Raw genomic sequence first — 22,198 nt, forward strand, 5'->3', positions numbered from 1 at the left:
GCGCCGCCTCCCGAACACCTTTGGAGGAGAACCCTGTCCATGCAGACCCACATCACCGTGCTCGAAGCCGCTCCAGGTCGTTGTGAGGAACTGGGTGGCTACCTGCGTGACCTGCTGGAGCCGACGCTGCGCCTGGAAGGGTGCCTGGCGTTCGAGCTGCGGCAGGATCGCCGGCGCTGGCAGTTGCACAGCCGTTGGCGCAGCCGCGCCGATCTGGAGCGCTATTTCGCCCAACCGTTGCTGCAGGAAGTGTTGAATAGTGCCTGGCGGAGCGGGGCGGTTCAGCAACTGCAGAGCCGCGCCGCCTGAGCGCAAAACGACAACGCCCCGGCACTGGCCGGGGCGTTTTCATGCTCGCGGTACGCGCTTACTCGACCAGGGTCAGGGTCACGTCGATGTTGCCGCGGGTGGCGTTGGAGTAGGGGCAAACGATGTGCGCCTTGTCGATCAGCGCCTTGGCTTCTTCACGGTCGAGGCCCGGCAGGGTGATCTTCAGCTCCACCTCGATGGCGAAACCGGTGGGCACGGCGCCAATGCCGACGATGCCTTCGATCCAGCTGTCCGGCGACACCTTGTGCTTGTCACGGGCGGCGACGAACTTGATCGCGCCCAGAAAGCAGGCCGAATAGCCGGCGGCGAACAGTTGCTCGGGGTTGGTGCCCTGGCCGCCAGCACCGCCCAGCTCTTTCGGGGTGGTCAGCGCGACATCCAGCACGCCGTCCGAGGAAATGGCACGGCCTTCACGGCCACCAGTGGCTTCAGCGTAGGCGCGGTAGGCAACGGTTTCGATCGACATGGTGAAATCCTCGTGATTGATTTGTGCGATGTTTGTTAGTGCGCAATTTAACTGCTCGAGGCGAACTCTAGTCGTGATTTATTTAGCGCGCAAGGTATTTTTTGAGGGAAGGTACAAACGGTCGAGTCCGGCGTCCTTTGCGGTCTACTCAGTGTAGACCCAGGCCGTTACCTGTCGATTGCAGGCAGGTGCTCAGAGGCTGTCCTGCAATTGCTTGCGCAGGGCGGTCAGCTGCGCGGTAAGGCTGGCCAGGCGCTCGGCCGTTTGTGCACTGGCATCGAGAATGCACCCGGGAATCTGCCGGGCTTCGCTGTGCAGGGCGCGGCCCTTGTCGGTGAGGTACAGGTGCACCACGCGCTCATCACTGCTGCTGCGCTTGCGGTCGATCAGCCCCTCGGCCTCCAGGCGCTTGAGCAGCGGGGTCAGCGAGCCGGGATCGGTGAGCAGGCGCGCGCTGATCTCGCTCACGGTGATGCCGTCGCCTTCCCATAACACCAGCATCGCCAGGTACTGCGGATAGGTCAGGCCGAGCTTCCTGAGCAGCGGCTTGTAGACCTTGGTCATCATCAGCGAGGTCGAATGCAGGGCGAAGCACACCTGGTTGTCGAGCAGCAGATCGGCGCAGGTGTCATCGGTGGTCATGGAGGCTCCAGGGTGAGGGCAGGGCAGGCAGGCAATTTAGCGCGGCGATCCGGTCGATGCCAGCCAAAGCGGCAAACGGCGAGCCTGCGCTGCTGCTACCGTCTGTCGCAGGCAAATATCGAGGCAGCCGCCACGTGCCGTCAGCTATCTGGCATACAATGCCTCGCCGCCTCGTTGTACAGCTGTGGCGCCGAGCGGACGCAATGGAGTGAATACATGAAGATCCTGATGGCCGGTTTCGCCGCTGTGCTACTGCTGAGCGGTTGCACCAGCCCCGGCAAGCCTGCCGCGCTGCAAGCCCCGGTGACCGGCAAGAGCAACCCGACCCGCGTGCAGGTGACCCCGAGCGACGCCGATATCGAGGCAGCCAAGGCCAGCCTGTTCACGGCGATCGATGCCGAGGGCGTCGAGTTCGATTCGCTGTTCGGCACGGCTACCAATGCGGCCGGCGATGACCTGGCGGTTTGCGGTTTTGCCAGGCACAACGACCAGGAGCAAGCGCTGTATTTCGCCTATTACAACGGCGAACTGCTGCTCTGGGATGAAGCCGCACCCCATGGCACCAGTACCGAAAACCAGTTTCTGGCGATGATCTGCTCCTCCCGCTGAACCGCCGTTCTCAGTCCAGCAGGCGCCGCGGCGGCGGCAGGCGCTTGAGCGTGGCGGCCTTCTTGCCGCGCGCCGCCATGCGCCGTTTCGCCGGGCAGATGCCGGTCACGCCGCGAAAGATGCCCAGCGCACCGGCAGCGATGTCGGTCAACCCGAACACGCCACCAATCGCCAGGCCCTTGCGAATCAGCAGCGCGCCACCGGCAATGGAAATCACCCGCTCCATGGGCGCCAGGTTGATCGCACTGCGGTGCTGGTCATGGTCAGGCATGGACGCTCCGTTCAAGAGGCTTTCTTAAGAGCGCTGACCAGTTCGGCCTTGCGCATGCTCGAGCGGCCGCTGATCTGCCGGGCGCGGGCCAGGTGCAGCAGCTCCTGCTTGCTCTGCTTTTCCAGGGGCCGGGCCGGGTGCGCTTCGCCACGCCGGCTGGCCGCTGCCTGGCGAGCGGAGTCCTGGCGGGCGCCGGCCTTCTGCGCCTGGCTGGTCTGCCGCCCCGAGCCGCCGGCTCGTTCGCCGCCACCGGATTGCTTGTTGACGGTCGCCCAGGCCCGAGCGCGTGCTTCGTCCTCGGCAACGCCGCGTTGTTCATAACTGGATTCGATGGCCGTGGCCTTGCGCTTCTGGGCAACGGTGTACTTGTCCTTGCTTCCACGTGGCATATCAGTTCTCCCGATCGGCGAATGGATAGTGTTGTGGCAGGTTTGTAATCAATCGGGTTCAAGGTGCTGGATGAGTGGTAGTCGGCAATTGGGCAGACGCATTGAACTCTGCCGCAGGTGCCGGACTCACTGCTAAGTGCTTTTGGGGCAGGGCGCGCCGAGCTCTGGCGTGCGCCCCCCAGCCGCTGAACCTTATTCGAGGAGATCGATGATGAAACGAGATTGGGAACTGATCCGTGAACTGCTGCTGCAGATCGAAGCACTGGAAACCGGACATCACTTCTACCCGCAGCAGGTCGGCGAGCACAGCGCCGAATCGGTCAGCTACCATATTCATTTGATGTGCCAAGCCAATCTGATCGAGTGCTCCCAGCACCATCCCTGGAATGGTGCACCGGTCTCCATCGCCAACGGCCTGACCCTGACCGGCCACGACCTGCTCGATGGCATCCGCGAGGAGTCGCTGTGGGAAGCCAAGAAGGCCTATCTGCAGGCCCGCGCTGGTGGCATCACCTATGAAGGGCTGAAGAACGCGCCGACCGCGGATTCCATGTTGTTTGCCAGCCGCGGCAGCGAAGAGGGTCATAACGGCCACGTCTACAACTGATTCAGGGAGCTAACTCCGCAATGGCCGAGGAAACAGTGAAAGCAACAGACAACGTCGATACTTTCAAACAACTGATCCTGGCCAAGCTCAGGTATTCGGTGGGCAAGGATCCAGGCAATGCCTTCGCCCACGACTGGTTCGAGGCGGTCGCCCTGGCCGCTCGCGATCACCTGATCGACCACTGGGAGGATGCCTCCCTGCAGGTCGACCGCCAGGAACAGAAGCGCGTCTATTACCTCTCGCTGGAATTCCTGATCGGCCGCCTGCTGGTCGACAACCTCAGCAACCTCGGCCTGCTGGACACCGCCCGCGAAGCGCTGGCGCAGCTGGACGTGGATTTCGAGCAGATTCGCAACCTCGAGCCGGATGCCGCCCTCGGCAATGGCGGCCTCGGCCGCCTGGCAGCCTGCTTCATGGAAAGCATGGCGACCCTGAACATCGCCGCCCACGGCTATGGCATTCGCTACGAGCACGGCCTGTTCCGCCAGGTGGTGGTCGATGGCTGGCAGCAGGAGCACACCGAAACCTGGCTGGATTTCGGCAACCCCTGGGAGTTCGAGCGCCCGGAAGTCAGCTACAGCGTCGGCTTCGGCGGCAGCGTGGTGAACCTGGCCGACTCCGGCGAGGTATCGCGCCACGAGTGGCAGCCCAATGAGCAGGTGCGCGCCATCGCCTACGACACCCCGGTGGTCGGCTGGCGGCATTCCAGCGTCAACACCCTGCGCCTGTGGCGGGCCCGCGCCGAGGAAGACCTGCAGCTGGAACGCTTCAATGCCGGCGATCACTTCGGCGCGGTAGCCGATGTGGTCAGGGCGGAAAGTATTTCCCGGGTGCTGTACCCGGCGGACAGCACCGAGGCTGGTCAGGAACTGCGCCTGCGCCAGGAGTTTTTCTTCGTCTCGGCGTCGCTGCAGGATCTGATCGCCCGGCACCTGGAACTGAATCTCGACATTCATTCGCTGCCCGACCGCGTTGCCATCCAGCTCAACGACACCCACCCGGCGATCGCCGTGGCCGAGCTGATGCGTCTGCTGGTCGACGTGTACCGCCTGGAGTGGTTCGAGGCCTGGAAACTGACCACCGCGACGCTGTCCTACACCAACCACACCCTGCTGCCCGAGGCGCTGGAGTCGTGGCCGGTGTCGTTGATGGAGCGCCTGCTGCCGCGGCACATGCAGATCATCTACCTGATCAATGCGTACCACATCGATTCGCTGCGCGCCAAGGAGATCCACGACTTCGACCTGCTGCGTTCGGTCTCGCTGATCGACGAAGACCACGGCCGCCGGGTGCGCATGGGCAACCTGGCATTCCTTGGCTCGCACAGCATCAACGGCGTCTCGGCGCTGCACACCAACCTGATGCGCAAGAGCGTGTTCAGCGACTTCCATCGCCTGTACCCGGAGCGCATCAATAACAAGACCAACGGCGTGACCTTCCGCCGCTGGCTGTACCAGGCCAACCCGCAACTGACCGAGCTGCTGGTCGGCGCCCTGGGCGAGGGCGTGCTCGACGCCCCGGAAACCACCTTGCGTTCGCTCGAGCCGTTCGCCGCCAAATCCTCGTTCCGCAAGCAGTTCGCCGCCCAGCGCCAACACGCCAAGCGCGCCCTGGCCGAGCTGGTGCGTGAGCGCATGGGCATCAGCCTGGACACCCAGGCGATCTTCGATGTGCAGGTCAAGCGCATCCACGAATACAAGCGTCAGCTGCTCAACCTGCTGCACACCGTGGCGCTGTACCAGGCGATGCGCAACGACCCGGCCACCGACTGGGCGCCACGGGTGAAGATCTTCGCCGGCAAGGCCGCGGCCAGCTATCATCAGGCCAAGCTGATCATCAAGCTGGCCAACGATATCAGCCGCACCGTCAACGCCGACCCGACCTTGCGCGGGCTGCTCAAGGTGGTGTTCATCCCCAACTACAACGTCAGCCTGGCCGAGGTGATCATCCCGGCGGCGGATCTTTCCGAGCAGATCTCCACCGCCGGCCTGGAAGCCTCCGGCACCAGCAACATGAAGTTCGCCCTCAACGGTGCGCTGACCATCGGCACCCTGGACGGCGCCAACGTGGAGATGTCCGAGCAGATCGGCCGCGAGAACATGTTCATCTTCGGCATGACCGCCCAGCAGGTAGCCGCGCGTTCGCGCCGTGACCTGAACATGAGCGCCGAGGTGGCGGCCTCCGAGCGGCTGGCCGGCGCCCTGGAAGCGATTCGTTCCGGGGTGTTCTCGCCGGACGATCCGGGCCGCTACACCGGCCTGATCGATGGTCTGCTGGCCCACGACCGCTTCCTGGTCTGCGCGGATTTCCAGGCCTACTGGGATGCGCAGCGCAAGGTCGACATGCTCTGGCGCACGCCTGATCGCTGGTGGCAGGCGGCGGTGTTCAACACCGCACGTACTGGCTGGTTCTCCTCGGATCGCACCATCCGCGAGTACGCCAGGGACATCTGGAAGGTCGCCGGCATCGACGACTGATCCCGCGTGGTCGACAAAAGCCCGGCGTGGTTCACCACGCCGGGCTTTTGCATGTCTGGGGCATGTCGCAAGGCCAGTATGCCGTTCGTCTTGCGGCGGCCCTGTTACCTGGTAAACAAGCCGAACGTCCCGGCACCCATGCCCTCACATTCTCAGGGGCGTTGATCCACGTTTGCCTGAGCGTGGGCGCCCAGATCCCGTTCGCGATGTCACTCGATCGAGCTGGCGGGCCAAAGCATTACCGAGGAGATAAGGATGCAAGCTAAAGACCAGGGCCGCAGCAGTGAGCTCGCCGGAACCGACACGCCGGACCGTAGCAACAGCAACAAGAAGCTCGAACAACTCGAACGCTTTCGTGAAGACGCCACCGGGCAGGCGCTGACCACCGACCATGGCACGCGCATCGCCGACAACCAGAACAGCCTGCGCGCGGGCGAACGCGGCCCGTCGCTGCTCGAAGATTTCCTGCTGCGCGAGAAGCTCACCCACTTCGACCATGAGCGCATCCCCGAGCGTGTGGTGCACGCCCGCGGCGCGGCGGCCCATGGCTACTTCCAGGTCTATGAAGACCTCAGCGAGCTGACCAAGGCGGATTTTCTCACCGACCCGAGCAAGCAGACCCCGGTGTTCGTGCGTTTCTCCACCGTGCAGGGCCCGCGCGGCTCGGCCGATACCGTGCGTGACGTGCGCGGCTTCGCCACCAAGTTCTATACCGACGAGGGCAACTTCGACCTGATCGGCAACAACATGCCAGTGTTCTTCATCCAGGACGCCATCAAGTTTCCGGACTTCGTGCACGCCGTGAAGCCCGAGCCGCACAACGAGATCCCTACCGGCGCCTCGGCCCACGACACCTTCTGGGATTTCGTGTCGCTGACCCCGGAGTCGGCCCACATGGTGCTCTGGACCATGTCCGACCGCGCCATTCCGGTAGGCTTTCGCGGTATGCAGGGCTTTGGCGTGCACACTTATCGGCTGGTCAATGCCGAGGGCCGTGCGCACTTCGTCAAGTTCCACTGGCGGCCGGTGGCCGGGGTGTTCTCGCTGGTCTGGGACGAGGCGCAGAAGCTCGCCGGCAAGGACCCGGACTTCCATCGCCGCACCCTGTGGGACGACATCGAGAACGGTGACCCGCTGGAGTGGGAGCTGGGCCTGCAGGTGATCCCCGAGGAAGACGAGCACAAGTTCGACTTCGACCTGCTCGACGCCACCAAGCTGGTGCCCGAAGAGCAGGTGCCGGTGCGCGTGGTCGGCAAACTGGTGCTCAATCGCAACCCGGACAATTTCTTCGCCGAGACCGAGCAGGTGGCCTTCCAGATGGCCAACATCGTGCCGGGTATCGACTTCACCAATGATCCGTTGCTGCAGGGCCGGCTGTTCTCCTACACCGATACCCAGCTGCTGCGCCTCGGCGGGCCGAACTTCAACGAGATCCCGATCAACCGCCCGGTGTGTCCGTTCCACAACAACAACCGCGACTCCTTCCACCGCCAGACCATCAACAAGGGCCGCGCTTCCTACGAGCCGAACTCCATCGATGGCGGCTGGCCGAAGGAAACCCCGGAAGCACCCAAGGGCGGCGGCTACGTCAGCTACCCAGAAGAGGTCTCCGGGCCGAAGATCCGCAAGCGCGCCGAGTCGTTCGCCGATCACTTCTCCCAGGCCCGGCTGTTCTTCAACAGCATGAGCGCGGCTGAGAAAGCCCACATCGTCGCGGCCTACAGCTTCGAGCTGGGCAAGGTCGAGCGCATGCACATCCGCAAGCGTCAGGTGCACGAGATTCTCGCCAATATCGACCTGGACCTGGCCAAGCAGGTGGCGGCCAACATCGGTGTCGACGCGCCAAGCGGGCCGACCGTGCAGGTGCCGGAGATCTCGCTGAAAGAATCGCCAGCGCTGAGCCAGATGAACCTGCTGCCGGGCAACATCAAGTCGCGCAAGGTGGCGATCCTGATCGGCGATGGCGTCAAGCAGGCGGATATCGATGCGCTTACCGCCGAGCTCGACAAGCAGGGCGCGCAGTTCAAGCTGCTGGCGCCGAGCGCCGCGCCGGTGAAAAGTGATGCCGGCAAGGAGCTGGTACCCAACGACTCGATGCAAGGCCTGCCGTCGGTGGCCTTCGATGCGGTGTGGGTGCCGGGTGGTGCGAACTTCGCCAAGGCCCTGGAAGGCGATGGCGTGGCGCTGCATTACCTGCTCGAGGCCTACAAGCACCTCAAGGCCGTCGCCCTGTGCGGCGAGTCGGCTGATCTGCTGAAACTGCTGCGCCTCAAGGAAGACGAAGGCCTGCTGACCGGCAAGGCCGGTAGCGCACTGGTGCAGCCGTTCACCGCGGCCATCGCCAAGCACCGCGTGTGGGCGCGCGAGCCGCTGACCAAGGCAATTCCAGCCTGACGTAAAAAAGCCCCTGCACCGTGAGGTACAGGGGCTTTCAGTTGATTAAGAGACTGGGTGTTAGAACCTTTTTCACGATCTTCCGGCTGGATTTCAGCGCTTTGCCTGCAAAAGGCAAAAGCGATCATTGAGCTGGGCTTCTGTGGGAGAGGCTTTAGCCTCGATTTTGTTTGGTTGAGGTGAGAGCTCGGGGCTAAAGCCCCTCCCACGAGTCGCCGGCCGTCCGCTTCTGCCTCGTAGCAGTGCCTTTGTGTCGCCTGAAAAAGATCGTGACCGGTTCTTAGCTGGTCAGCACATGGGCATGTTGCTGGCAGGTACGCTGCGCACGGGCCCGCAGTTTGGCGCGACGCGGCGCATGCTGGCGCCGCCAGACCGGGTCGCTCGGCGAGGCGGGCAGGGAGGGGAATTCGTCGGCCAGCTGGGCTTCGAGCTGATGACGTTTGAGTAGCCGCAGCATGCCCCAGAGCATGGCTGCCGATACCAGTAGCCAACCGGAAATCATCAACAGGATATAGCTTTCAGGACTCATGGTGCCTCCTCGGCCTGCTGGCGAGGGCCGACGTGCAAGCGCTGCTTGACGTTCGTTCCCTGCAGGCAGTGGTCTATCACGCTGCAGGCGTAGTGTTGCAGCGTGATGATTGCTATCGGCTCAGTACCGCCATTGCCGGGCGCATCGACGAGCGTCCAGGCCAGTGGCGATTTGTGCAGGCTGTGTTGCAGGTGTTCGAGCTTTTCGGCCGGCAGGCCGTCGTCGTGATCCAGCCAATGGTGCTCGCCGATCAGTAGCAAGCGCTCCACCCCGGCGGTGGGCAGGCCTTCGAGCAGCGCGATGATGGCGTCGTAGCTGCGCTCGAAACCGCCGATAGGCAGCGAGCGACTATTGAGTACCACGATCACCGCATCCACACCGGCGACGCTGCGCGCCACGCTGTCGGCTTGCAACGGCGTGCCGCTCTTGGCTGCCAGCCCAGGGCGCGCGGCGATGTCGGTCGGGTCGTCGACGATTACCAGTACCTGCAGGCCGCGCTCGAGGAGCGCTTCCTGCAGCGCATCGGTGATGCGGTCCGGCGCACCGTAGAGGGCAATTTTCTCGATGGGACGTGGGTCGCTCATGATCTGGCTCAGGTCTGTCGCTGTTGACCGGGTTCCTGCTCGGCCGAGTCGCCCAGGGGTTTGACCTCGATATCGGTGATCTCACTGGGCAGCTCACTGCTGTGCAGCGATTCGATGTGATAGCGGGCCTGCTCGGGCGTCAGCACCGAGGCAGCGGCCTGCACCTCGGTGGATTTCTTCTGTTTGCCAAGCCGGTAGCTGACGAGGAAGTAATGATTTCTGGACATCCGAACCTCTGATCGTCGGGCGCGCTGGGCGCGTGGCGGCGTACTTGCCTGTCATCACAGCAGACTGGCCGGCGTTGCGCCGCGTTCAGGTTTTTCGCCCAGCGGTCAGGCGCCAAAAAAGCCAAACCTCTGGTTCTCGCCATGGTCGATAGCCAGGGCGCAGGCGAGTGCGCGGTGCCTATCTGGATCGAATCGACGGGAGCAACCGACTTGAGTTTCTGGGACGTGGTATTGGCCACGCTGGCCAACGAATTTTCCGATCTGAACAGCCCAGAGCAATTCACCCAGGTCACCCTGCGCCTGTTGCTGGCGGCACTGCTCGGCGGGCTGCTGGGCCTGGAGCGCGAGACCAGCGGCAAGGCCGCCGGCGTGCGCACCCATATGCTGGTGGCCATCGGCTCGGCGATGTTCGTGCTGGTGCCGGCGCAAATGGGCGCCGAGCACGACGCCATGAGCCGGGTCATCCAGGGGCTGGTGGCCGGTATCGGCTTCCTGTGCGCGGGTACCATCCTCAAGGGCGACTCGATGAACGAGGTGAAGGGCCTGACCACCGCCGCGGGCATCTGGTTGACCGCCGCCATCGGCATCACCATCGGCATGGGCCGCGAGGCCACCGCGGTGCTGGCCACGCTGGTGGCGCTGTTCATCTTCAATACCGTGCCGCACCTGATCGCCTGGCTGGAGAAGCGCGCACGCTGAATGCGGGAACGTCTTGGCGGCGGTCGCGCTCCTATGCGGTATCGGGTGAATCAAGGGGGCCTGGTATGTTCCGAGACTTCAAGGAATGCATTGCCTGGACGGACGCCATGAAGGATGGCCAGCATTACGTTGGCCTGATCGAGTACCAGCCCAAATGTGCAGGCGCCGCCGTGCAGCTACTCTGGGTGCCGGCCCTGGGCTCGGTGTGCGAGAGCGAGGCGGAGACCGCCGCCGACAATCTGCTGCGACAGATCCGTGACATCACCATCGACGGCGACGTGATCTACCGCGACGGCGTCGCCCTGTAGCTACCCCTTTCTTGCGGTGCGCTGCCGCGCCGCCGCCGGGCCCTCCGGCGGAACACTGAAACTTTTGTTTTCACCGCCCAGTCACCTGTACAGATGCTTATCACGGGAGACGGCGGTATGGCGCGTGCAATCTGGAAAGGGGCGATCAGTTTCGGGCTGGTGCATATTCCCGTATCACTGGTTTCGGCGACCGAATCCAAGGGCATCGACTTCGACTGGCTCGACGTACGCAGCATGGAGCCGGTGGGCTACAAGCGCGTCAACAAGGCCACCGGCAAGGAAGTCGACAAGGAGCACATCGCCAAGGGCGTGCAGGTGGAGAAGGGCCGCTACGTGATCATCAGCGAAGACGAGATCCGCGCCGCGCACCCCGAGTCGACCCAGACCATCGACATCTTCGGCTTTCTCGATGCCAAGGACATCCCCCTGCAGAACATCGAGCGGCCCTACTACCTGGCGCCCGACAAGCGCGGCGAAAAGGTCTACGCCCTGCTGCAGCAGACCCTCAAGGATTCCGGCAAGGTGGCGCTCGCCAACGTGGTGTTGCACGTCAAGCAGCACCTGGCGGCTGTGATGGTCGACGGCGACGCGCTGCTGCTGGTGATGCTGCGCTGGCCCGATGAGGTGCGCGGGCTGGACACCCTGGAACTCGGCACGGCGGTCACCGGCGCCAAGCTCAGCAAGGGCGAGCGCGACATGGCCAAGCGCCTGGTGCGTGACATGACCGTCGAATGGTCGCCCGACGAATACCAGGACACCTTCCGCGACGAGATCATGAAGCTGGTCGAGAAGAAGGCCAAGGCCGGCAAGATCGAAGACGTGGAAGGCGGCGAGCGCAAGCCGGCCGGCAAGAGCGCCGACGTCATCGACCTTACCGACCTGCTCAAGCGCAGCCTGGAAGGCAACTCCAGCAAACCGGCGCGCAAGCGCTCGGCCAAGTGAGGTGAGCGGCCATGGCCAAGGCGACCAGCGATTACAACCGCAAGCGCAATTTCGAGTCCACCAGCGAGCCCCGCGAGACCGGCCGGCGTAGCCGTGCCAAGGCCGGGGCTCTGCGTTTCGTGGTGCAGAAGCACGATGCGCGGCACCTGCATTACGATTTTCGCCTGGAGCTGGAGGGCACCCTGAAAAGCTGGGCCGTGCCCAAGGGCCCGAGCCTTGACCCCAAGCAGAAGCGCCTGGCCGTGCACGTCGAGGACCACCCGCTGGCCTACGCCAGCTTCGAAGGCAGCATCGCCGAGGGCAATTACGGGGCGGGTGATGTGATCGTCTGGGATCAGGGCATCTGGCAGCCCGAGGGCGATCCCGTGGCGGCGTACGAGGCCGGCAAGCTCAAGTTCAGCCTGGTCGGCGAAAAGCTCAGCGGCGCCTGGACGCTGGTGCGTACGCGCCTGAAGGGCAGTGGCGACAAGCAGCAATGGCTGCTGATCAAGGAGCACGACGACGTCGCCAGGCCCGCCGACGAATACGACATCGTCAGCGCCTTGCCGGCCAGCGTGATCAGCGGCGAACTGGTCGGCGGCATGGCCAGGCCGGCGGCCAACCAGGCCGCCAAGACCAGGGCGCGCAGCAAGGCGCCAGCCAGGGCGAGCAAGGCCAAGGCAAGCAAAACGGTGCCGCCGGCCATGCCGGACACCCTGTCGCCGCAGTTGGCGACCCTGGTCGAAGCGCCACCGGCCGGCGACTGGATCTACGAGATCAAGTACGACGGCTACCGGATCATGGCGCGCATCAAGGACGGTCAGGTGACCCTGTTCAGCCGCAACGGCCACGACTGGACGGCGCGCATGGCGCCCCAGGCCAAGGCCCTGGCCAAGCTGGGGCTCGGCGACAGCTGGCTGGATGGCGAGGCGGTGGTGCTCGACGAGCAGGGCATGCCGGATTTCCAGGCCCTGCAGAACGCCTTCGACGAGGCGCGCAGTGGCGACATCCTGTATTTCCTGTTCGACGCGCCTTGGCTCGATGGCATCGACCAGCGCGAGTTGCCGGTCGAGCAGCGGCGCCAGGCCTTGCAGGGCAGGCTGCCGAAACGCAAAGGCCCGCTGCGCTTCTCCGAAGCGTTCGAGGCCGATCATCAGAGCGTACTGGGCAGCGCCTGCGCGCTGGGCCTCGAGGGGGTGATCGGCAAGCGTGCCGGCAGCCCCTATCGCTCCTCGCGCGGCGCCGACTGGATCAAGCTCAAGTGCCGACAGCGCCAGGAGTTCGTGGTGGTCGGCTTCAGCAAACCCCAGGGCAGCCGCTCGGGGTTCGGTGCGCTGCTGCTGGCGGTCAACGAGGCCAAGGGCCTGCGCTATGCCGGGCGGGTCGGCACCGGCTTCAACGAGGCGCTGCTCGGCAGCCTGCACAAGCGCATGAAGGCGCTGGCGCGCGACGCCTCGCCGCTGCACAAGCAGCCCAGCGCGGCGCAGCGCCGTGGTGTGCAGTGGATCGAACCGCTGTTGGTGGTCGAGGTGGCGTTCGCCGGCTGGACTCAGGAGGGCCTGGTGCGCCAGGGCGCCTTCGTCGGCGAGCGCAGCGACAAGCCGGCCGAGCAGATCGTCAAGGAGCAGGCGGCGCCCGCCAAGGCGGTGGAGAAGGGCGCGTCCGCCAAGAAGACGGCCAGCAAGGGCGCCGCGCGCCAGGGGCGTGAGCAGATTGGCGAGGTATCGGTCAGCCACCCCGAGCGGGTGATCGACGCGCAGAGCGGCACCACCAAGGCGCAGCTCGCGCGTTTCTACGCCGAGATCGCCGACTGGTTGCTGCCCGAGCTGCGCAACCGGCCGGTATCACTGCTGCGTGCGCCGAGCGGTGTGGGCGGTGAGCAGTTCTTCCAGAAACATGCCGAGCGCCTGGCGATTCCCAACATCCGTCACCTGGATGCCGAACTGGATCCCGGCCATGACCGGCTGATGGCCATCGACAGCGTGCCGGCCCTGGTCGGTGCCGTGCAGATGGGCACCATCGAGCTGCACACCTGGAATGCGGCCTACGCGAGCATTGAGCGGCCGGATCGGCTGATCCTCGACCTCGACCCGGATCCGGCGCTGCCCTGGCGCGCCGTGCTGGAGGCCACGCGCCTGAGCCTGTCGGTACTCGACGAGCTGGGCCTGCCAACCTTCGTGAAAACCAGTGGCGGTGCCGGCATGCACCTGGTGGTGCCGCTGGCGCGGCATGTCGACTGGGACACGCTCAAGGCCTTTGGCAAGGCGATCTCGCAATTCATGGCCAATGAACTGCCGGATCGCTTCAGCGCCCGCATGGGCCCGAAGAACCGCATCGGCAAGGTCTACCTGGATTACCTGCGCAACGGCCGCGGTGCCAGTACCGTGGCCGCCTATTCGGTACGCGCGCGGCCGGGCTTGCCGGTGTCGGTGCCGATCAGTCGCGAGGAGTTGGGGCAATTGCGCGACTCGAAACAGTGGCATATCGGCAACCTGCAGCAGCGCCTGGAAAAGCTCGAGGACGATCCCTGGGCCGGTTACGCCAACCGCCAGCGCATCACCGCGGCGATGTGGAGGAAGCTCGGCGCCGACGCTCTCTGAGCGCTTGCCTTCAGCGCCTTGGCTGCAAAATGCGGCAGCGGCCAGTCGTTCTGGTGATTATCTGTGGGAGCGGGCCATGCCCGCGAAACAATCACGGGCATGGGCTAGGCGCCCCCGCCTATTCCCACAGTGAACCAGCGATGTCTGCTTTTGGCTTGAAGCACCCTATTTAATGTTGCCTTAAAAGATCATGAACAGGTTCTGAGGCGTATTGACCTCGCCTCGGAAACTCTGAACTTTGCCGGAGACGCCAGGTTCGGAGATAGACAGGTCGCAGCGCCAGGGAACTTTCTGCCACCGCGCACGCTAGAGCCGTTTCAACCGGGTGGCGCACTCGTGCAGCCTGTAGTGAAAGGCCTGGAGCTGCGCCGCTTCGCATTCAGGTACGCATTCGCGTACGGCCTCGTGGCATGTGCCATGGGGTGAACAGCTTATACGTCTGCCAGGCGTGAGGAGCCCGTTTCGATGCCATCTGCTTATCTGCAAGAGCCCGATCGTTTGAACCATCGCGAATTGTCGCTGGAGCGCGCGCTGCAATTGCCGCGCCTGGCCATCGAAGAGGTCGAGCCGCAGGTCGAGCAGGGGCGCTTCGCTGCCAAGGCGATAGCCGGGGATAAGGTCACCGTCAGCGCGCTGATCTTCGCCGATGGCCACGACAAGCTGGCCGGCGAGGTGCTGTGGCGTGACGTCGGCGCCACCGACTGGCACCGCGAACCGCTGGTGGATGTCGGCCTCGAGCGCTGGCAGGCCGAGATCACCCCGCAGCGGGTCGGCGAGGTGGAGTTTCTGATCGAGGCCTGGTGGGACGTGTACGCCAGCTACTGCTACGAGCTGTCGAAGAAATTCGGCGCCGGGGTGACCATCAACCTCGAACTGCAGGAAGGCCAGGCGTTGCTGCGCGAAGCCGCCGAGCGCGCCGATGGCGAGCTGGCCTTTACCCTGCAGGCGCTGTGCGACGAGCTGCAGGAATTGCAAAGCCTGGATGAGCGCGTGGCGCTGTTGCTGGCCCCGCAAACCGTGGCGCTGGTGCGCGGTGCCGAGGGCCACCCGCATCGCACCCGTAGCGCGACCTACCGGCTCGACGTGGAGCGTCCGCTGGCGCGGTTCGCCAGCTGGTACGAGCTGTTTCCCCGTTCGGAAACCGATGACCCGGCGCGCCATGGCACCTTCCGTGACGTGATCAAGCGCCTGCCGGCGATCCAGGCCATGGGCTTCGACGTACTGTATTTCCCGCCGATCCACCCCATCGGCACCACGCACCGCAAGGGCCGCAACAATTCGCTGAGCGCAGGGCCGGATGATCCTGGCAGCCCCTACGCCATCGGCAGCCCCGACGGTGGCCATGAGGCCATTCACCCGCAGCTTGGCACTCGCGAAGATTTCGTCGCGCTGGTCGAGGCGGCCCGTGAGCATGACCTGGAGATCGCCCTGGATTTCGCCATCCAGTGCTCGCCGGATCACCCCTGGCTGCAGCAACACCCGGGCTGGTTCAGCTGGCGCCCGGACGGCACCATCCGCCATGCGGAAAACCCGCCGAAGAAGTACGAAGACATCGTCAACGTCGACTTCTACGCCAAGGATGCCGTGCCCGACCTGTGGCTGGCGCTGCGTGACGTGGTGCGCGGCTGGGTGGAGCTGGGCGTGTACCAGTTTCGCGTCGACAACCCGCACACCAAGCCGCTGCCGTTCTGGGAGTGGCTGATCGCCGATATTCGCAAGAGCCACCCCCAGGTGATGTTCCTTGCCGAGGCGTTCACCCGCCCGGCGATGATGGCGCGCCTGGGCAAGGTGGGCTTTACCCAGAGCTACACCTATTTCACCTGGCGCAACACCAAGGCCGAGCTGGAAACCTACCTGACCGAGCTCAACCAGGCGCCGTGGCGCGATTGCTACCGGCCGAACTTCTTCGTCAACACGCCGGACATCAACCCGTACTTCCTGCACCACAACGGCCGTGCCGGCTTTCTGATCCGCGCCGCGCTGGCGACCATGGGCTCGGGCCTGTGGGGCATGTATTCGGGCTTCGAGATCTGCGAGTCGCTGCCGGTGCCGGGCAAGGAGGAATACCTGGACTCGGAGAAGTACGAGATCCGCGTTCGCGACTACCAGGCGCCGGGCAATATCGTCGCCGAGATCGCCCAGCTCAACCGCATTCGCCGCCAGAACCCGGCGCTGCAAACCCACCTGGGCTTCCAGGCCTACCCCTGCTGGAACGACAACATCCTGTTCTTCGGCAAACGCACCGCCGATCGCGAGAACTTCATTCTGGTGGCCGTCAGCCTCGATCCGCACAATGCCCAGGAAGCGCACTTCGAGCTGCCGCTGTGGGAGCTGGGCCTGGATGACCACGCCACCACCCATGGTGAAGACCTGATGACCGGCCATACCTGGCACTGGTACGGCAAGACCCAGTGGATGCGCATCGAGCCCTGGCATCAGCCGTTCGGCATCTGGCGCATCCGCGTGGCGAACTGAGGAAGCGGTCGATGGCACGCAGAACCCGGCGCGGCACCTTTCTCAACGACCCGCAGTGGTACAAGGACGCGATCATCTATCAGGTCCACGTGAAGTCGTTCTTCGATGCCAACAACGATGGCATTGGCGACTTCGCGGGGCTGATCGACAAGCTCGACTACATCGCCGACCTGGGCGTCAACACCCTGTGGCTGCTGCCGTTCTACCCATCGCCGCGCCGCGACGATGGGTACGACATCTCCGAGTACCGCGGCGTGCACCCGGACTACGGCACCATGGCCGACGCCAAACGCTTCATTGCCGAGGCGCACAAGCGCGGTTTGCGGGTGATCACCGAGCTGGTCATCAACCACACCTCGGACCAGCACCCCTGGTTCAAGCGGGCGCGGGCCGCCAGGCGCGGCAGCAAGGCGCGGGACTACTACGTGTGGTCCGACGATGACCAGAAGTACGACGGCACGCGGATCATCTTTCTCGATACCGAGAAGTCCAACTGGAGCTGGGACGCCGAGGCTGGCCAGTACTACTGGCACCGGTTCTATTCGCACCAGCCGGACCTGAACTTCGACAACCCCCAGGTGCTCAAGGAAGTGCTGGGGGTGATGCGCTTCTGGCTCGACATGGGCGTCGACGGCCTGCGCCTGGACGCCATCCCGTACCTGATCGAGCGCGACGGCACCCACAACGAGAACCTGCCGGAAACCCATGAGGTGCTGAAGAAGATTCGCGCCGAGCTGGACGCCAAGTACCCCGACCGCATGTTGCTCGCCGAAGCCAACCAGTGGCCCGAGGACACCCAGCTGTACTTTGGCGGCGACGCCAGCGGCCAGGGCGACGAGTGCCACATGGCCTTTCACTTCCCGCTGATGCCGCGCATGTACATGGCCATCGCCCAGGAAGACCGCTTCCCGATCACCGACATCCTGCGCCAGACCCCGGAGATTCCCGACAACTGCCAGTGGGCGATCTTCCTGCGCAACCACGATGAACTGACCCTGGAAATGGTCACCGACCACGAGCGCGACTACCTGTGGAACTACTACGCGGCCGACCGCCGTGCGCGCATCAACCTGGGCATTCGCCGGCGCCTGGCGCCGCTGGTCGAGCGTGATCGCCGGCGTATCGAACTGCTCAACAGCCTGCTGCTGTCGATGCCCGGCACGCCGACGCTGTATTACGGCGACGAGATCGGCATGGGCGACAACATCTTTCTCGGTGACCGCGACGGCGTACGCACGCCGATGCAGTGGTCGCCGGATCGCAACGGCGGCTTCTCCCGCGCCGACCCGGCGGGCCTGGTGCTGCCACCGGTGATGGACCCGCTGTACGGCTACCAGAGCGTCAACGTCGAGACCCAGTCGCGCGACCCGCATTCGCTGCTCAACTGGACGCGGCGCATGCTCAACATCCGCAAGCAGCACCGCGCCTTCGGCCGTGGCGCGCTGAAGATGCTCACCCCCAACAACCGCCGCGTGCTGGCCTACCTGCGCGAGGGCAGCGACGCCCAGGGCAACCCGGAGCTGATCCTCTGCGTCGCCAACCTGTCGCGTGCCGCCCAGGCGGTGGAGCTGGAGTTGTCGGCCCACGACGGCAAGGTGCCGGTGGAAATGGTCGGCGGCTCGTCGTTCCCGCCCATCGGCCAGCTCAATTACCTGCTGACCCTGCCGCCTTATGGCTTCTACTGGTTTCTGCTCGCCGAGGAGGCGCAAATGCCCAGCTGGCACGTACCACCGGTCGACCGCATGCCGGAACTGACCACCCTGGTGATCAAGAACGAACTCGGCGAGCTGTTGCAGTTGCCCGCCCGCGCCACCCTGGAGCAGGAGTCGCTGCCAGCCTACCTGCCCAAGCGCCGCTGGTTCTCGGGGCAGGGCGAGAACCCCGGTGAGGTCAGGCTGCTGTATGCCATTCCCTTCGGCACGGCCGAGGAGCCCTATGTGCTCAGCGAAGTACAGGTGGCCCGCGCGTCGGGGGCCAGCGAGCACTATCAGGTGCCGCTGGGTTTCGTTGGCGAGCATGAGGCGGGCAGCAGCGTGCCCCAGCAACTCGCCCTGGCACGGCTGCGCCGCGGGCGCCAGGTGGGGCTGCTGACCGATGGCTTCACGCTGCCCGGCTTCGTGCGCCATGTGATGCGCCAGTTGCAGGCGCGCAGCGTGCTGGGTTGGCAGGGCAGCGAAATCCAGTTTCTGCCTACCGAGCGCCTGCAGGAGCTGGGTGATCTGAGTGATGCCGAGATCAAACTGATCTCCGCGGAGCAGTCCAACAGTTCGGCGATCATCAACGAGCAGGCGGTGCTTAAACTGGTGCGCCGCGTGCTGCCCGGCATTCACCCGGAGGCGGAAATCGGTGGCTACCTGACCGCTGCCGGCTTCCAGCATATCGCGCCGCTGCTCGGCGAAGTGCGCCGCGTGGACGAGCAGGGCGTGCCCCATACCTTGATGATCCTGCAGGGCTACCTGAACAATCAGGGCGATGCCTGGCAGTGGACGCAGAACAACCTGGAGCGCGCCATCCGCGACCAACTGGCTGGCGGGCTCTCCGAGCAGGAGAACCAGTACACCGCCCTGGCCGAGCTGGAAACCTTCGCCGGCTTGCTGGGCAAGCGCCTCGGCGAGATGCACGTGGCCCTCGGCCAGGCCAGCGACAATGCGGATTTCGGCTACCACGAAACGGGCGAGGCGCAGGTGGCCGAGTGGTCGCAAAGTATCGCCGCCCAGGTGCGCGAAGCCCTGCAGGTGGTTGCCGAAGGGCGCGGGCACTTGCCGGGCGAGGGGGCCAACCAGGCCGATTGGCTGGCGGCGCGGCACGACCAGATCATCGCCCTGGTCGACGACCTGGCGCGGCGCTCGGCCGGTGGTATCCGCATGCGCGTGCACGGCGATCTGCACCTGGGCCAGGTGTTGGTGGTGCAGGGCGATGCCTACCTGATCGACTTCGAAGGCGAGCCGACCCGCACCCTGGAAGAGCGCCGGGCGTTCTACAGCCCGCTCAAGGATGTCGCCGGCATGTTGCGCTCCTTCGACTATGCCGCCGCCATGGCCATGCGCAGCGCCCAGAGCGCCGATGTAACGGCCGAAGCCGAGCAGGCTCGCCAGCATATCGCCGGGCTGTACCGCAGCCAGGCCAGGACGGCATTCAACGAAGCCTACCGGCTGGCGGCAGCGGATCTGCCCCACGCCTGGCACGACCGCGAAGGTGAAGTGGCAGCGCTGGCGCTGTTCTGCATCGAGAAGGCGGCTTACGAAATTCTCTATGAAGCGCGCTATCGTCCCGATTGGCTGGAAGTTCCGGTGCAAGGGTTGATAGAGCTGACCAAATATCTATTGGGGAGCGGTAAACGATGAGCAATGGAGAAACCGAGCGCCAGGTGGCGGGTATCGAACGCGCCGCCGTGGAGGCCCTGATCCGGGGCGAGCATGGCGACCCGTTTTCGATTCTGGGCCCCCACGCATTCGCCCACGGGCTGACGATTCGCGCCTATCTGCCGGGTGCCCTGGGTGTGGAGCTGATTCACGCAGTGAGCGGTGAAGTGCTTGGTACCCTGGAGCAATCCAGCGTGCCGGGGCTGTTCAGCATCCGTATCGAGCAGCAGGTGCCGTATCGCTACCGCATCACCTGGAGCTCCGGCGTTCAGGAAACCGAAGACCCCTACGCCTTCGGCCAACTGCTCGGCGAAATGGATCTGTACCTGTTCGCCGAGGGCAATCACCGCGAGCTGGGCAAGAGCCTGGGCGCCCAGTTCACCACCCATGAAGGCGTGCAGGGCGTGCGCTTTTCGGTATGGGCACCGAATGCCCGGCGGGTGTCGGTGGTCGGTAACTTCAATGGCTGGGATGGCCGCCGCCACCCGATGCGCCTGCGCCAGCCCAGCGGTGTGTGGGAGCTGTTCATCCCGCGCCTGGCGCCAGGCGAGGTCTACAAGTACGAGATCCTCGGTCGCGACGGGCTGCTGCCGCTCAAGGCCGACCCCATGGCCCTGGCTACCGAGTTGCCGCCGGCCACCGGCTCGGTGGTCTCCGCGCCGCTGCAGTTCGACTGGCACGATGACCATTGGCTCGCGCAGCGCCAGGCCCAGCACGGCTACCAGGCACCGATGTCGATCTACGAGCTGCACGCCGCCTCCTGGCGCCGCGAGGGCGGCGAAGACGGCCGCCTGCTGAGCTGGAAGGAGCTCAGTGAACAGCTGATTCCCTATGTACAGCAGCTGGGCTTCACCCATATCGAGCTGATGCCGATCATGGAGCACCCGTTCGGCGGCTCCTGGGGTTATCAATTGCTGTCGCAGTTCGCGCCCACGGCGCGGCATGGCAGCCCGGCGGATTTCGCCGCGTTCGTCGACGCCTGCCACCAGGCCGGCATCGGCGTGATCCTCGACTGGGTGCCGGCGCATTTCCCCACCGACGCCCACGGCCTTGGCCAGTTCGACGGCACCGCGCTGTACGAGTACGCGCACCCCTTCGAGGGCTTCCACCAGGATTGGGATACCTACATCTACAACCTGGGCCGCAACGAGGTGCACGGCTTCATGCTGGCCTCGGCGTTGCACTGGCTGCGCACCTACCATATCGACGGCCTGCGCGTGGACGCCGTGGCGTCGATGCTCTACCGCGACTATTCGCGCAAGGACGGCGAGTGGATCCCCAACCGCTTCGGCGGGCGCGAGAACCTGGAAAGCATCGACTTCCTGCGTCACCTCAACGACGTGGTCGTCCAGGAAGTGCCCGGTGCCCTGGTGATCGCCGAGGAGTCGACCGCCTGGCCAGGCGTCAGCCGGCCGACCCAGGAAGGCGGCCTGGGCTTCGCCTACAAGTGGAACATGGGCTGGATGCACGACAGCCTCAAGTACGCTGCCGAGGATCCGTTGCACCGCCGCCATCACCATCACCAGCTGACCTTCGGCCTGCTGTATGCGTTCTCCGAGCATTTCGTGCTGCCGATCTCCCATGACGAAGTGGTGCACGGCAAGCGCTCGCTGCTCGACAAGATGCCCGGCGACCGCTGGCAGAAGTTCGCCAACCTGCGCCTGTACCTGAGCTTCATGTGGAGCCACCCGGGCAAGAAGCTGCTGTTCATGGGCTGCGAGTTCGGCCAGTGGCGCGAGTGGAACCACGACCACGAGCTGGACTGGTACCTGCTGCGCTACGGCGAGCACAAGGGCGTGCAGCAACTGGTCAGCGACCTCAACGGGCTGTACCGCCACGAGCCGGCGCTGCACCAGCTCGACGGCAGCCCCGAAGGCTTCGCCTGGCTGATCGGCGACGACGCCGCCAACAGCGTGTTCGCCTGGCTGCGGCACGACAAGGACGGTTCACCCTTGCTGGTGGTGCACAACTTCACCCCAGAGCCGCGCAGCGGCTATCGCATCGGGGTACCGAAAGAGGGCGCCTGGCACGTGTTGCTCAACAGTGATGCCGAGCGCTACGCCGGCTCCAATGCCGGCAGCCAGGGCGGGCTGTTCAGCGAGGCGCTGGCCAGCCATGGCCAGCCGCAATCGCTGAGCCTGGATCTGCCGCCGCTGGCCACGCTGGTGATCAAGCCGCAGTAGAGGTCAGCGCGGGATGGCCAGCGTCCTGGCCATCCCGGGTTGGTTCCAGTCGGCCGGCTGCAGCGGCTTGCTTCATCTATTCGCCTGGGCAAAAAATCCCCATCTCCCTCCTGTATTCGCGTGAG

Annotated in this window: 19 protein-coding genes; 12 read left to right on the top strand and 7 right to left on the bottom strand. The window is 64.9% G+C overall.

Going from position 1 to position 22,198, the window contains the following annotated elements:
- Positions 1–39: 39 nt before the first annotated feature.
- On the top strand, positions 40–309 hold the full coding sequence (locus QYS36_RS06740) for an antibiotic biosynthesis monooxygenase (RefSeq protein ID WP_308838745.1): 270 nt from the start codon (positions 40–42) through the stop codon (positions 307–309).
- 58 nt (positions 310–367) lie between these two features.
- Here QYS36_RS06740 and QYS36_RS06745 read toward each other — a convergent pair whose 3' ends face one another.
- Together QYS36_RS06745 and QYS36_RS06750 are read right to left on the bottom strand one after the other, a co-directional pair.
- The gene (locus QYS36_RS06745; protein ID WP_013791921.1) at positions 368–796 is read right to left on the bottom strand and encodes an organic hydroperoxide resistance protein; all 429 of its coding nucleotides are present in this window, start codon (positions 794–796) and stop codon (positions 368–370) included.
- A gap of 192 nt (positions 797–988) precedes the next feature.
- Entirely contained in the window at positions 989–1,438 is a 450-nt protein-coding gene (locus QYS36_RS06750; protein WP_308838746.1) for a MarR family transcriptional regulator, read from the bottom strand.
- A gap of 216 nt (positions 1,439–1,654) precedes the next feature.
- Between QYS36_RS06750 and QYS36_RS06755 the strand changes: the two genes are divergently transcribed.
- Positions 1,655–2,047: a hypothetical protein gene (locus QYS36_RS06755; protein ID WP_308838747.1), complete on the top strand. Its 393-nt coding sequence runs from the start codon at positions 1,655–1,657 to the stop codon at positions 2,045–2,047.
- Positions 2,048–2,057: 10 nt separating this feature from the next.
- Here QYS36_RS06755 and QYS36_RS06760 read toward each other — a convergent pair whose 3' ends face one another.
- Together QYS36_RS06760 and QYS36_RS06765 are read right to left on the bottom strand one after the other, a co-directional pair.
- Complete coding sequence (locus tag QYS36_RS06760) at positions 2,058–2,318, bottom strand: DUF2892 domain-containing protein (protein ID WP_308838748.1); 261 nt, start codon at positions 2,316–2,318, stop codon at positions 2,058–2,060.
- 11 nt (positions 2,319–2,329) lie between these two features.
- On the bottom strand, positions 2,330–2,707 hold the full coding sequence (locus tag QYS36_RS06765; RefSeq protein WP_308838749.1) for a Rho termination factor N-terminal domain-containing protein: 378 nt from the start codon (positions 2,705–2,707) through the stop codon (positions 2,330–2,332).
- Positions 2,708–2,918: 211 nt separating this feature from the next.
- Here QYS36_RS06765 and QYS36_RS06770 point away from each other — a divergent pair, with 211 nt between their 5' ends.
- From QYS36_RS06770 to katE, 3 genes are all read left to right on the top strand, one after another.
- A complete protein-coding gene (locus tag QYS36_RS06770) occupies positions 2,919–3,314 on the top strand; it encodes a DUF2513 domain-containing protein (RefSeq protein ID WP_308838750.1) in 396 nt (131 codons plus the stop codon).
- A 20-nt stretch (positions 3,315–3,334) separates the two neighbouring features.
- Positions 3,335–5,791, top strand: a complete 2,457-nt coding sequence (locus tag QYS36_RS06775; RefSeq protein WP_308838751.1) for a glycogen/starch/alpha-glucan phosphorylase — start codon at positions 3,335–3,337, stop codon at positions 5,789–5,791.
- Positions 5,792–6,013: 222 nt separating this feature from the next.
- Positions 6,014–8,185, top strand: coding sequence for a catalase HPII (gene katE / locus QYS36_RS06780; RefSeq protein ID WP_308838946.1), 2,172 nt, complete (start codon positions 6,014–6,016; stop codon positions 8,183–8,185).
- Positions 8,186–8,465: 280 nt separating this feature from the next.
- On the opposite strand, the gene QYS36_RS06785 is transcribed toward katE, so the two are convergent.
- The 3 genes from QYS36_RS06785 to QYS36_RS06795 are packed head-to-tail and all read right to left on the bottom strand — an operon-like array spanning position 8,466 to position 9,525.
- A complete protein-coding gene (locus QYS36_RS06785; RefSeq protein ID WP_308838752.1) occupies positions 8,466–8,714 on the bottom strand; it encodes a hypothetical protein in 249 nt (82 codons plus the stop codon).
- Entirely contained in the window at positions 8,711–9,298 is a 588-nt protein-coding gene (locus tag QYS36_RS06790; RefSeq protein WP_308838753.1) for an NAD(P)H-binding protein, read from the bottom strand. Before QYS36_RS06790 ends, QYS36_RS06785 begins: the two co-directional genes overlap by 4 nt.
- An 8-nt stretch (positions 9,299–9,306) precedes the next feature.
- On the bottom strand, positions 9,307–9,525 hold the full coding sequence (locus QYS36_RS06795; protein ID WP_308838754.1) for a hypothetical protein: 219 nt from the start codon (positions 9,523–9,525) through the stop codon (positions 9,307–9,309).
- Positions 9,526–9,735: 210 nt separating this feature from the next.
- Here QYS36_RS06795 and QYS36_RS06800 point away from each other — a divergent pair, with 210 nt between their 5' ends.
- The 7 genes from QYS36_RS06800 (at position 9,736) to glgB (ending at position 22,073) form a co-directional block, all read left to right on the top strand.
- A complete protein-coding gene (locus QYS36_RS06800; protein WP_308838947.1) occupies positions 9,736–10,224 on the top strand; it encodes an MgtC/SapB family protein in 489 nt (162 codons plus the stop codon).
- 65 nt (positions 10,225–10,289) lie between these two features.
- Complete coding sequence (locus QYS36_RS06805) at positions 10,290–10,532, top strand: hypothetical protein (RefSeq protein ID WP_308838755.1); 243 nt, start codon at positions 10,290–10,292, stop codon at positions 10,530–10,532.
- 117 nt (positions 10,533–10,649) lie between these two features.
- On the top strand, positions 10,650–11,474 hold the full coding sequence (locus QYS36_RS06810) for a Ku protein (protein WP_308838756.1): 825 nt from the start codon (positions 10,650–10,652) through the stop codon (positions 11,472–11,474).
- 11 nt (positions 11,475–11,485) lie between these two features.
- Positions 11,486–14,053 carry a DNA ligase D gene (gene ligD / locus QYS36_RS06815; protein WP_308838757.1) on the top strand — a complete coding sequence of 856 codons (2,568 nt, stop codon included), beginning with the start codon at positions 11,486–11,488 and terminating at the stop codon, positions 14,051–14,053.
- A gap of 465 nt (positions 14,054–14,518) precedes the next feature.
- The gene (locus QYS36_RS06820) at positions 14,519–16,528 is read left to right on the top strand and encodes an alpha-1,4-glucan--maltose-1-phosphate maltosyltransferase (RefSeq protein WP_308838758.1); all 2,010 of its coding nucleotides are present in this window, start codon (positions 14,519–14,521) and stop codon (positions 16,526–16,528) included.
- A gap of 11 nt (positions 16,529–16,539) precedes the next feature.
- A complete protein-coding gene (gene treS, locus QYS36_RS06825) occupies positions 16,540–19,872 on the top strand; it encodes a maltose alpha-D-glucosyltransferase (protein WP_308838759.1) in 3,333 nt (1,110 codons plus the stop codon).
- On the top strand, positions 19,869–22,073 hold the full coding sequence (glgB, locus tag QYS36_RS06830; protein ID WP_308838760.1) for a 1,4-alpha-glucan branching protein GlgB: 2,205 nt from the start codon (positions 19,869–19,871) through the stop codon (positions 22,071–22,073). Before treS ends, glgB begins: the two co-directional genes overlap by 4 nt.
- Positions 22,074–22,198: the final 125 nt, after the last annotated feature.

This window comes from Pseudomonas sp. G34, from assembly GCF_031119625.1.
Lineage (GTDB): Bacteria > Pseudomonadota > Gammaproteobacteria > Pseudomonadales > Pseudomonadaceae > Aquipseudomonas.